Here is a 12,426-nt window from a genome sequence, read left to right on the forward strand (position 1 = left end):
AAATTTGATTTAAGGAGATGTTAAACGTGGAAATGGTGAAAAGCTTTCTATGGATTGCAGCTGAGTTAACCGTATTGTTCTTTTTAATTTCCTTTTTATTAAGCGCTCTACAATCCTACATACCATACCAAAAGATTGAACAGTACCTTGGAAAAAGTAATAAATCGATCGGGGTTCTAGCAGCACTAGTATTTGCATTCATCACACCATTTTGTTCCTGTTCAACCATCCCGGTTGTTGTAAACATGCTCAGTAAAAAAATGCCGTTTGGCGTTGTAATGGTATTTCTATTTGCATCGCCTGTACTGGACCCAACCATTCTTACGTTGATGGGTGTGATTCTTGGCTGGAAAGTGACCATTATATATACAATAATTACTGCTGTTTTCTCTATAATCATCGGATTATCTTTAGAAAAATTCGGATTTAAACGCTATGTGAAAAACGTGATAGTAACAGGCTTACAGGAAGAGGAAAAACAATTTAATTGGAAAGGTGCATGGCAAGAGACGCTATCGCTTATGAAAAGTGTTTATCCATACTTATTAATTGGTGCAGCCATTGGAGCATTTATTCATGGACTGGTGCCAGGGGAATGGATTGCAAGCTGGTTTGGCCGCGAAACGTGGTGGATTGTTCCAATCGCTGCGATAATCGGTATCCCTTTATACATTCGACTATCCAGCATGATCCCAATCTCACAAGTGTTCATCATGAAGGGTATGGCCCTAGGACCGGTAATGGCAATGATGATCAGTTCTGCAGGTGCAAGCTTACCAGAAGTCATTTTGTTGAAATCAATTTTTCATAAACAACTTGTTATCGCATTTGTGGTTTCTGTAATTTCAATGGCGACCATATCAGGATTTATCTTTTATTTGGTCTAACGAAGGGAGGTGAGTTTATATGAAAAAGTTAGTTGGAAAAGTACTGCAGAATAAAGACAAAGACTGTTGTGATGTAAAGATTGTCGAGGTGAAGGATGATAGGGAAAGATGTTGTTAGTTAATAAAAACTAGGGGCTGTTTGATGCCTCTAGTTTTTTTATTGATTAGCGTACTATAAAATTTGATAGCTGTGGATAAACAACCGTATCAGCCACTTCCAGCTCCAGCACCCAACGCCTAATTGACTGACCGATGCCTTCGTACGATAAGTCAACATCGACTCGCTTACGCTCATCGTGTTTCCTTTATTTCCTACGGTAGGAATGTTCGGTTAAAATCGCCACTTTGCGCGGCAACACCGAACCACCTTGCTTGGTAGGGCGCAGTCCATACGTTGCTATCCAACACAATGAAGTTGTTTTCCCACATTAAATACCCTAAATTATGGCAATACGATCCAAATACTATCGAATACGAGCCAATTAATAAAAATACGATCCAAATTTGGAAAATATGAGCGGAAACGAATCAAATACGATCCGAAATTCTAAAATACGATCCTATCGAATTAGTAGATGTAAAAGGCGAATTTTAGCATCGATATGCAAGTAGATAGATGCTTTTTTATTGCAATATTTTTCAATCATTTTACAGTGTTATATCTATATTACATTGAACACGTACACCCCCAGCGCCTCGCTGCCTTAGGCGAACGGTGTAGAAAAAGTTTTATTATAAATATGTTTGAAATATATAAAAAAATTAGTTGTTTTTAACACACGTTTTGTCTATTACATCGGGGTCAAGACAAGGGAAGTGTGCTCATATGGAACGTAATTATAGTATTGATTTTGTAAAGTTCTTTGCAATTTTTTTTGTTGTGTGTATTCATACGGGAACGTTTATAGGGGTCGAAATTGGATCCATTCATGGTGATGATATAGATTTTGTTATTGATACGTTTGCCCGATTTGCTGTACCATTCTTTTTTGTTGCATCAGGGTATTTGTTTGTGCAAAAAATAAACAGTATAACGAATACTAGAAAACAGTTCGCATATTTTAAAAAATATACCATAAAACTAACCAAACTCTGGCTTGCATGGTTTGTGTTCTTTTTCCTTTTCGATCTTATCATCCAATTCATCGAGACTGAAAAGACAACACAGGCACTAAAATCGATGTTCATGGATTATTTAGCGAGCTATTATAACTGGGAAATTCTTTATTATGGTGCTGGTCACACACAGTATCATTTGTGGTTTTTACTTGCATTAATATGGTCTGTAATTCTACTTTTTATCTTTGTGAAAATAAGGCTATTACCGCTTTTGATCGTTGTAAGCCTTTGTTTAAATATATACGGTTTATTCGGTCAATCCTACTCAGCGTTTTATGAGGTTACGTTAGATACGAGAGACGCCTTGTTTTTCGGATTATTTTATGTGGCCCTAGGTGGCGGATTCGGTGCTTATGCCAAACAACTAAGAACCGTAGCAAATAGAATTCCAACTATCGTTTATATTAGCTTGTTGATCATACTGTCAATCGTTCAAATTGTCGAAGGATATATCACATTAAAGATATTCGAGGGCAGTGCACAGAATTATTTTATTGCAACAATTCCATTAACAATTTTATTATTTTTAACGATAATAAAACACAACCAAGTCGGCAAAAATACCCTTATCTCCAAAATTGGCGCAAACGCTGTGGGAATCTATGTCTCGCATGTGTTCATTATGGAAGCAATACGGATTTTAATAAATAGATATAACCTTACAGAAATACAAGAAACAGTCTTTTGGAAAATTGCATTTACACCATTCGTATTTATCATTGCATACCTATTTTATGCAGGTCTTCAGCGAGCTAAAAAAGTAATGCTTACACCAAAAGAAGGGAAGACTTATACTAAAGAGAAAAGCAGGACATTAGAATATAACCAATAGTGGGACAATGAACCTGACCCCTTGTCCCACCTACAAATCCCAAATGTCCGTATACACATTCAAATAGCAACAAAATAATGCGGTTAGCAAGACCATATAACTAAATACGCCAGATTCTCCATCATAACAATCAAATACTGCTTATTTGCAAATTGCTATAATATTCATGATTTGGTATAAATGTAAAGTAGAAAAATTTCAAGAAATAAAAAGGGGTTTAATCATGGAAGAGCGAACGAAACTGAAAAAGTCATTAAAGCCACACTGGGTCTGGGCAATCGCTTTAGGTTCATCGATTGGTTGGGGTGCATTTGTACAACCAACTGTCTGGATGGGCGGTGGAGGTCCACTTGGTGTTATCATTGGATTTTTAATTGGTGCGGCATTAATGATGTTGATCGCTGTTAGTTATGGATTTTTAATTAAAAGCTTCCCCGTATCAGGCGGAGAATTCGCATACGCCTTTGTCAGTCTTGGCCGTATACACGCATTTATATGCGGATGGTTTTTAACGTTAGGCTACATATGTATTGTTGCACTGAACGCTTCTGCGTTTGCATTAATGTTCAAATTTGTTTTTCCTAAACTAATCGAAAATCTCCATATGTATCAAATAGCCGGTTGGGACGTATATGGAATGGAGGTTATTATAGCTTCTGCTGCACTTATTATATTTGGTTATCTAAATATTCGTGGCACTGGTTTGTCTGGTAGCATGCAATTTGTTTTTTGCGTCATTATGCTTGTTGGAGTTGTCGCTATCACATTGTTAGTAGGTGTAGACTCTGCCACAACGTTTGATAATGTTAAGCCATACTTCCCTTCAGATACATCGATGTTTGCGGCTATTATATCAATCGTAGCCATTGCGCCTTGGGCATATGTTGGATTCGATAACGTTCCACAGGCCGCAGAAGAATTTAACTTTTCATCAAAGAAAGCATTTAGTTTAATTATTTTAGCAATTTTGTTTGCTGCATTATTATATAGTTTCATGATTGCTGCAACTGCCATGGCAAGTCCATGGGAAGCATTGGTCGCAGAAAACCATATCTGGGGTACTGCTGTTGCCATTCAAGATGTATTGGGAACACTTGGATTAGTACTATTAGTAGTAGCACTAAGCATGGGAATTTTCACAGGATTAAATGGATTTATTATTTCATCAAGCCGTTTATTATTCGCCATGTCACGTGCAAAGATTATTCCAGAAGTATTTTCAAAGGTTCATCCTAAATATAAAACACCGTATGTTGGAATTATTTTCACAGCGGTAGTTGCGATGTTTGCTCCATGGTTCGGTCGTGAGGCATTACTATGGGTAGTAGACATGTCTTCAATTGGCGTGTCTATCGCGTATTTCTATACATGCTATACTGCATTCAGTATTTTTAAATGGTCAATGGACAGCGGATTTAATCCGGCAAAACATGTCGTTGCACCAGGTAAGAAATTCATCTCAGTTATTGGTATGCTTGCAAGTCTAACATTTATCGGTCTCTTATTAATTCCAGGATCACCAGCGTTTCTTGGAATTGAATCTAGAATCGCGTTAATTGCTTGGGTTGCTTTAGGCTTTGTATTTTACTTAGCTAAACGAACTGAGTTTAATAAGATACCAAAAGAGGAATTAAATTATTTGATTTTAGGTAATAAGAAGATTGAAGTAGAGAATGAATAACGAAAAGCAATGCCCTGTCCTACAAAGCTAGGACAGGGTTTTTAATGGCTTATAAAATTTAATTGATATTTACAATAAATTTATACGTAGTTAATAAAACAATTTTATACTATAGTTGCAGGGTAATTTTCAAGTGTTGCATAGTCTCCAATATGTCTAGATTGAAAGGGGAATGGAAATGAATATACGAGGTGTAGCTCACAGAGGATATTCAGCAATGTATCCAGAAAATACATTGTCTTCTTTTCAAGCAGCAATTGATTTAGGATATTCACATATGGAACTTGATGTTCATCTCAGTAAAGATGGCGTTCCAGTTGTTATGCACGACCATACGATTGATCGAATGACAAATGGAAGCGGCGAAATACGGGATTATACGTTAAAAGAATTGCAACAGTTTGTCATTAATGATGAAGAAAGAATACCAACCTTAGAAGAAGTGCTTATCCTAGCCAAGGATTGTATTATTGTTTCGATTGAGTTAAAGCATCCGAAGCTGTACAAGGGAATTGAAGAAAAACTATATGACGTTATACGTAAAGTGGGCATGTTAAACCAGGTATACGTCATTTCGTTTGATCATCGTTCACTAGCTAGACTACGCAACATTTCAAAGGAAATAGAAATTGGTCCACTCGTAAATAAGTTAAAACGCTCGGATTTCCGGCTAATTGATAAACTAGACGCCACGCATATTGCAGTTAACTATAATGGGTTAAATGAGGAGTATATAAAAAGATATGAAGAAGCTGACGTTCAGCTTGTTGTCTGGACAGTAAATTCATTAAAACAAATGAAATATTTACAGCAATATCCTTCTTTATTAATTACGACGGATGAATTAGAAAAATATAAATTGTTTTCTTCGCCGTCTATAAGGGCGGCGGGGGAATATTTATATGATTATGAACAGTTGTCATAGCAGTAATTTTACCAAGTCTAAAAGAGGACTGAAGAAAGGCTTTTTTATTATTCCTGTATTAATCTTGATTGCCATTAAAGTACGTCCTGAAGAAAAATATATTAGGGTTTATAAGTGAACAGTGGAAAATAAGCTGTGGTAAAAGTAGTTAAACTTTTGCCACAGCTTATTTTAGTAAATGGTAAAAAATACACGTTCCGAAAAGATGCTATTTACTGTAACATTTGACTTGCGTAACCTTTTGTATTATGGTTATCATGTTTTTTAAATATTAAGACTTTAATTAAGAATCTACAATTAAAAATTGGAGAAAAAATTTAGTTTAATAATGTCTATATAAAGAATATGAAAGGGGAAATTTTATTTATGAAAAATATCCTAATAAGATCAGGCATTTCACCACTAGATACTTTTGACGCACCGCATATGATTGTTAATAATTCTATTGGAGGAAATGTTGGCAATTTGGTATATGCATACAGTGTCTTCCGTACATTAATGACGGAAGAAACTACTATTACTCCAGACTATTATAATTATGATCCTAAAATGGCAGATGAAATCAATGAAAAATATGATTGTTACATAATTCCATTAGCTGATGCTTTTCGTAAACAATTTGCTCCGTCTTTACGTAAATACACTAAGTTAATAAAAAAACTTAAAATTCCGGTAGTGGTAATTGGTGTTGGTTTGCGTGCTCCATTTGAACCAAAATTAAACGAAGGATTTCCCTTTGACGAAGATGTAAAAGCGTTTGTTAGTGCAGTATTAGAAAAATCTAACATGATTGGACTCAGAGGTGAGATTACATCTAAATATTTATCTGGCTTAGGTTTTCGTGAAGGTATAGATCATACTGTAATTGGATGTCCTTCCATGTATACGTTTGGCAGGGAATTAAATATTCGAGAAACCAATATAACAAAAGATTCAGTGGTTTGTGTAAACTCATCCAAGCTTTCACCTAAAAATGTCTTAGATTTTATTACAAGAAGCACAGAAGAATTTCCGAATCATTATTTTATTCCACAGTGGATGAAAGAGATGATACTTATTTATGCTGGATCACCTTCTGTAGCAAAGTCCAGTGATAATTATCCAGTAAAAATGTCAGATCCGATATATATGAATAATAGGGTACGTTTCTTTTTAAATGTACCTACTTGGTTGGACTTTTTAAGACAAGCGGATTTGAGCTTTGGGGCTAGGCTGCATGGTAATATTACCGCAACAATTGCTGGAACACCTAGTATTTTAATTCCTAAGGATGCTCGAATGAGAGAATTAGCAGAATATCATAACTTAACACATGTTCCAGCGAATGAAATTACGGATGAAACTACACTTACTGATTTAATAGAAAAAAGTGATTTTAAACTGCCAGAAAAAAATCAAGCTAAGAATTTTGATCACTTTATAAACTTCTTAAATAAGAATAACTTAGATCACATCTATAAAAATAATCATACGCCTGAAAGAATACCATTAGAAGATAAGTTATCAGAAATTGAACTTCTTTCGCCTATATATCCAGTCAGTGGATGTAGTTTAGAAGAAATGGTGGAACGATGGGAAAAATATTATCCATTAATTGAAGAAAAAGAAGCTAAGGCTAAAAAGAATCAGAAGAATAAATTAGCTGAAAAAGATAAAACAATAAAAAAACTTCAAGGTACTTTGAATAGGAAGTCTGTAAGGATGGCTTTGAAAACAGCAAATATGTTTAGAGTAAAGTAAAAAGTAAAATTAAGGGATGAAATTTCTGCTACATTAAAAATAAAGGAGGAGGCGAAAACCCACTTTCCCTCCGCCTGGGGGAGTTCCAGACTCCCTTTATACTTATTTTGGATAATAATAGGGCTTGTCAAGAAAAGTGTGTAAGTTATTCTAAATACTTCAACACACGTTCATTAAGATGATCATGGATTAATAGCTGGTTCATCACCATTGCCCATTGGTGAATATGGCCGCCTTCCCATTTGTTTTCAAGTTCTTTCGTTCGTAAATATAATACTTTTAGAAGAGCGTTCTCATTTGGGAATGCTCCTTTTTTAGTCACTTTTCTAAAGCTGGAATGTATGCTTTCTACCGCATTTGTAGTGTACATGATTTTGCGTATGGCACTTCCATAATCAAATAGTTGTTCCACATGGGAGAAGTTCCGTTTCCAAACATCAATAGCTCCTGGATAGGCAGACCATTGTTGTTGAAAGCTTTCAAATGCACTATGACAAGCCTTAAGACTTGGTGCACGATACACCCTTTTTAAGGCAGCCGTGAAAGGTTTATAGTCTTTACTCGGTACGTACTTAATTGAATTTCGAATGAGATGAACGATACAGCGTTGCACGATTACTTGGGGGAAAATAGCACGAGCTCCATCTTCCAATCCACTTACTCCATCCATTGAAATAAAGAAAATATCTTCTACACCACGAGCTTTGATTTCATCAAAGATTTGCATCCATTTATGCTTACTTTCCGTTTCATTTAACCATAAACCAAGAATGTCTTTCTTTCCTTCCATGGTATAGCCTAACATGGTATAAACAGCGTATTTCTTTGTTTCGTAGTCGTTACGTACGGTCGTATAAAGGCAATCTACGAACACAAAAGGATAACAGTTGCTTAAAGGGCGACTTTGCCACTCTTCTAAATCAGGAAGCACAGTATCCGTAATATCGGATATCATTTCGTGAGACACGGAGAATCCATAGATATCTTCTATTGTGGATGAAATATCTCGCTGAGACATTCCTCTTGCATACATGGAGATGACTTTATCCTCGATGGCAGAAACATCTCTTTTACGCTTTGGAATAAGCTCTGGTTCAAATGAACCGTCACGATCACGAGGTACAGCAATATCCACTTCGCCAGCTGTTGTTTTGACTTTCTTGTTTCCGTACCCGTTCCGTCTATTGTTTGTTTCTTTTTCCCCCTTATCGTTGGATTTATAGCCCAAATGATGATTCATTTCACCTTTTAACATCGATTCAAACATAGGTCCAAATATGACCTATAATGCATCTTGCATATCCTCTACAGACTTTGGTTGATACTGTTCAATAATTTTGTTAGCTAATTCTATGGAGTTGGGATCTCTTTTAGGTTTGCCCATTTAAAACACTCCTTTAGCTTTATAGTTATTATTCTACCAAATAAAAAACTGTGTGAGTAAGAAACCGTACGCATTTCTTACTTACACAGTTAATATTACACTCCCTAATAATAAGAAATATCACTAATCTTCCATATATCTTTATGTTTTGTAAAAGTAAGTATAATATCAAATTTTCCATGTAAATCACTATTATGCTTATTGGTTAGTTTATACTTTGAATTATTGATCTTTTCGATAGAATAGGAATCATCCATATTCAATTTTGGATGACCATCCTTTGGAATTAAATATAAACTACCTTTGCCTTCATTAATGAAATCATCCCAATAATTATGGGCTACTTGTTTAGTCATAATATCGGAAAACTTATTGTATAACTCTTTTTTTGTCTTAATTGTTTTAAACCTATAGCCAATATATTGTTCGTAAAACTTGTTGTAGTCGACATCGGATACAATTCGATCAAAGATATGATTGTATTCATGGACTAGTTTTAAAAAAACATCATCATTAACTACATTTTGCTCTTCGTTTATATTTTCTTTTTCTTCAGTTTTATTTTTAGTTTCACTTTCCAAATCATATTCAGAATTAGAAGTATTTCCTCCTTTGTTAGTATTAACATCAATATTATTAGCTTCTTCTTTAGTAGGGGTATCTAAATCTAAAAACATTTCTGCTATTTTTTTATTGTCAAGGTTTACTAGTTTTTTTCCATGTTGTTGATTACTTTGTGCCTTTTGAGTGCTAGTTTCTTTAGTAGTACCACAGCCTGATATCAATAATAAAAACACTATAGATACAGTTAATATATATTTCATATTGATCCACCTTTCTTTTTTATTTTTATCGTTAACATTTAGACGTATTAGTTTATTGAAAAGTTTCAAATTTGTTACAATTATATTTTATTTTTGTAACAACATGCCTGTTTTCTTTTGAAAAAATAAACCAATTATTAATTAAAAGTAAGTTAATAAGGATAGGCATTCTATATGATGGAGAAGGTACGGTTATATAAATCGCCGTAGTGTAAGGGGTATTCAGAAAACTATTTTTTACTTTTCAAACAGTTATGAAACTTGATATCCATTTAAATTAATGTTGGATATCAAGTTGTTAGGACAATCATATTATGGTCATATTTCCATTGAATAGCTACAATATCGTATTATTTTCAGGGAAGTGATTTCAGTAATAAAACACTCACGTAAATTAATTAAACGTAAACAATTCTCAAACTTTATGTAAAATCTTCATTGCTAGTAATCATTTTTTATCGTAAAATAAATATTTGTGATAAAATGTACTAGGTATTCATTTGCACATATTAGGAGCGTTACAAATGACTAAGAAAGTATTAATAATGACTCAAAATTTTTACCCCGTTATTGGTAGCGCGGGAAATCGGATGAAAAATATCTTTCAACTATTAAATGAAAACAAAATAGACACAGATGTTTTAACTACTGAACCAGCGTACCCTAATAAAAATATGTATAACAATAATGAATTTTGGGACGATGAAACGTTAAATGAAGATACTACAAAAATTATCCGTGTTCCAATTAAAAAGAAAAGATTCTCGAACCAAATTCTTAGTAGGTTATTTTTTTATATTGAAATTATGTGTCGTTTTTTAACGATGGTTTTTAAAATGAGAAAAAATAAATATGATTATATCCTAGTTTCAACACCACCTATTTTTATTGTATTTTCAGCTTTGGTCGGCAAAAGGCTTTTTAAATCGAAGCTCATATTAGAGGTGAGGGATCTTTGGCCAGATAGTTTATCGGGAGTTAGAACGTTCGATTTTAAATTAATTTTAAACCTTTTTCGTTACTTAGAAAAAAGAATGTACCGACTCGCGGATTTTATTATAATTAATAGTAAAGGATTTGAAACACATATTAAGAGTAGATTAAAACATAAGACTACACCTATAGTCTATCTACCAAATGGCCCAAGAATAAACGAACTAGTGGATCAAAAAAACAAAACAGAACAAGAATTCCGGGTAGTATATGCAGGAAATATCGGATTAGCCCAAGATATTAATCGTCTTAAGCAGATAGCTAGTCTATTAAACGAAAAAGAAATTCGGTTTGATGTATTAGGATACGGAATAAAAACCAATGAATTTATATCTTATCTAGACGAAAAGAAATTATACAATGTATATATACACGAACCAACCACTAGGAAGAAAAGCTTAAATTTAATAAAAAATAGTGATGTAGCAATCGCATTTTTAAACGATGATAAAGTGTTTTCGACGGTTTTACCAGGTAAAATTATTGATTATATGACATGTAAAACCCCAATTATTGCAGGAATTAAAGGGACGGCAGCGGAAATTATCAAGAAAAACCAAACTGGTTATGTTTTTGGTGAACATGATGTAAATGGCATGGTAAATAAAATAATTGATTTGAGAGAAGATCCAGATGAACTAAACAGATTAAGTACTAATTGTTCAAGAATAATCGAGGATGACTTCTTATGGGAGAAAAATATAACAACATTAACAGAAATCATTACATGAATGAAGAGGGAAATGACAAATGAAGCGTGTAGGTATGTTTGTGTGGAATCATTTTACAAATGATGCAAGGGTTTTAAGAGAGTGTACATCATTATCACAAAATGGTTATGATGTAGAGTTGATTTGTATAGACGATCCGAATGATTCGAGTATTTCAAAATATGAAGAAGTAAATGAACATTTTCGTGTGCATCGGATGAAACGATATCCATCAACATTGTTATTTTTGCAAGGCTTTTATCGCTTTGCTGTTGGTAAAAGATGGCCTTTATTACCATTGATAGTTATATGGGGGTTTCTTGTGTATCTTTTACCCTGGGTTATAATTCCATTAACTATTTTAGTAGGTCTGTTACTAAAGACAAAGGTTAGGGTTATTTGGATTCGTGGTGCACTAATTTTACGAATGATAGTCAAGGGATATAAAGGAAATTATGATATTTATCATTCAAATGATTTGAATACATTACCACAAGGCTACGTAAGTTCAAAATGGAGATTTAGGAAAAAGCCACTAATATATGATTCACATGAAGTACAAACTAGTAGAACAGGATATGATAGTCCTTGGTACAAAAGGTTTGAAGGTTTTTTTATTAAAAGAATGGATAGCATGATTGTCGAAAATGATACACGTGCAAAATATAATGAGGATTTATATGGGTTTTACCCTCATGTATTGCATAATTATCCATCCCTTGAAATCCAGCAGACTGATGAAAAGGTAAATCTACATGAGATATTGAACCTGCCGCAAAATGAAAAGATTTTACTTTATCAAGGCGGGATTCAGGCAGGTAGAGGATTAGAGAATCTGATTAATGCCTTTCCAAAATTCAATGAAGGTACATTAGTATATATTGGTGATGGAAAAATTAAAGAAAAGCTACAAAAAATGGTTAAAGATAGGAAGCTGGAAGAAAAAATCCGCTTTTTACCAAAGGTTCCCGTCCGAGAATTGCCTAAATATACGAAAAACGCTTACCTTGGATTTCAAGTTTTAAATAACATTAACTTTAATCACTGGTCTGCTTCTTCGAATAAGCTATTTGAATACATGATGAATGAAGTTCCAGTTGTAGCATGTGATTTTCCCGAAATCAAACGTGCAGTCGAAGAAAGTGGAGTCGGCGTTACGATTGACCCACATGATCCAAATGAAATTGCCAAAGGTGTTAATTATCTTTTAGAAAATCCAGAGAAGCGTGAAATCTTTAGTGCTAATTGCAAAATTGCTCGAAAAAAGTATAATTGGGAGATAGAGCAGAAAAATTTACTCGAAGTTTATCGGATATATTAGATTATAAATA

Annotated in this window: 8 protein-coding genes and 1 pseudogene; 7 read left to right on the forward strand and 2 right to left on the reverse strand. The window is 33.9% G+C overall.

Going from position 1 to position 12,426, the window contains the following annotated elements; translation table 11 throughout:
• Positions 1 to 17 precede the first annotated feature (17 nt).
• From CS937_RS15850 to CS937_RS15870, 5 genes are all read left to right on the forward strand, one after another.
• Positions 18 to 887: a permease gene (locus CS937_RS15850; RefSeq protein ID WP_099159448.1), complete on the forward strand. Its 870-nt coding sequence runs from the start codon at positions 18 to 20 to the stop codon at positions 885 to 887.
• 826 nt (positions 888 to 1,713) lie between these two features.
• On the forward strand, positions 1,714 to 2,838 hold the full coding sequence (locus CS937_RS15855) for an acyltransferase (RefSeq protein WP_099159449.1): 1,125 nt from the start codon (positions 1,714 to 1,716) through the stop codon (positions 2,836 to 2,838).
• Between the two features lie 223 nt (positions 2,839 to 3,061).
• Positions 3,062 to 4,519 (forward strand): APC family permease, encoded by a 1,458-nt coding sequence (locus CS937_RS15860; RefSeq protein ID WP_099159450.1) that lies wholly within the window; start codon positions 3,062 to 3,064, stop codon positions 4,517 to 4,519.
• Positions 4,520 to 4,697: 178 nt separating this feature from the next.
• On the forward strand, positions 4,698 to 5,444 hold the full coding sequence (locus CS937_RS15865) for a glycerophosphodiester phosphodiesterase (RefSeq protein WP_099159451.1): 747 nt from the start codon (positions 4,698 to 4,700) through the stop codon (positions 5,442 to 5,444).
• Between the two features lie 366 nt (positions 5,445 to 5,810).
• Entirely contained in the window at positions 5,811 to 7,184 is a 1,374-nt protein-coding gene (locus tag CS937_RS15870; protein WP_099159452.1) for a polysaccharide pyruvyl transferase family protein, read from the forward strand.
• Between the two features lie 145 nt (positions 7,185 to 7,329).
• Here CS937_RS15870 and CS937_RS15875 read toward each other — a convergent pair.
• Together CS937_RS15875 and CS937_RS15885 are read right to left on the reverse strand one after the other, a co-directional pair.
• Positions 7,330 to 8,568 (reverse strand): annotated as a pseudogene (locus CS937_RS15875) (IS256 family transposase).
• 104 nt (positions 8,569 to 8,672) lie between these two features.
• The gene (locus tag CS937_RS15885; RefSeq protein WP_099159453.1) at positions 8,673 to 9,392 is read right to left on the reverse strand and encodes a hypothetical protein; all 720 of its coding nucleotides are present in this window, start codon (positions 9,390 to 9,392) and stop codon (positions 8,673 to 8,675) included.
• Positions 9,393 to 9,916: 524 nt separating this feature from the next.
• On the opposite strand from CS937_RS15885, the gene CS937_RS15890 reads away from it, so the two are divergent.
• Both CS937_RS15890 and CS937_RS15895 read left to right on the forward strand, forming a co-directional pair.
• Positions 9,917 to 11,116: a glycosyltransferase family 4 protein gene (locus CS937_RS15890; protein ID WP_099159454.1), complete on the forward strand. Its 1,200-nt coding sequence runs from the start codon at positions 9,917 to 9,919 to the stop codon at positions 11,114 to 11,116.
• A 19-nt stretch (positions 11,117 to 11,135) separates the two neighbouring features.
• Positions 11,136 to 12,416, forward strand: coding sequence for a glycosyltransferase (locus tag CS937_RS15895; protein ID WP_099159455.1), 1,281 nt, complete (start codon positions 11,136 to 11,138; stop codon positions 12,414 to 12,416).
• The last annotated feature ends 10 nt before the right edge of the window (positions 12,417 to 12,426 follow it).

The organism is Virgibacillus ndiopensis (genome assembly GCF_900187325.1).
Taxonomy (GTDB): Bacteria; Bacillota; Bacilli; order Bacillales; family Amphibacillaceae; genus Virgibacillus_E; species Virgibacillus_E ndiopensis.

Excerpts from the sequence above, each read along its gene's own strand:
- CS937_RS15850 (WP_099159448.1), top strand. The coding sequence starts at position 18 with ATGTTAAACGTGGAAATGGTGAAAAGCTTTCTATGGATTGCAGCTGAG.
- CS937_RS15855 (WP_099159449.1), top strand. The coding sequence starts at position 1,714 with ATGGAACGTAATTATAGTATTGATTTTGTAAAGTTCTTTGCAATTTTT.
- CS937_RS15860 (WP_099159450.1), top strand. The coding sequence starts at position 3,062 with ATGGAAGAGCGAACGAAACTGAAAAAGTCATTAAAGCCACACTGGGTC.
- CS937_RS15865 (WP_099159451.1), top strand. The coding sequence starts at position 4,698 with ATGAATATACGAGGTGTAGCTCACAGAGGATATTCAGCAATGTATCCA.
- CS937_RS15870 (WP_099159452.1), top strand. The coding sequence starts at position 5,811 with ATGAAAAATATCCTAATAAGATCAGGCATTTCACCACTAGATACTTTT.
- CS937_RS15885 (WP_099159453.1), bottom strand. The coding sequence starts at position 9,392 with ATGAAATATATATTAACTGTATCTATAGTGTTTTTATTATTGATATCA.
- CS937_RS15890 (WP_099159454.1), top strand. The coding sequence starts at position 9,917 with ATGACTAAGAAAGTATTAATAATGACTCAAAATTTTTACCCCGTTATT.
- CS937_RS15895 (WP_099159455.1), top strand. The coding sequence starts at position 11,136 with ATGAAGCGTGTAGGTATGTTTGTGTGGAATCATTTTACAAATGATGCA.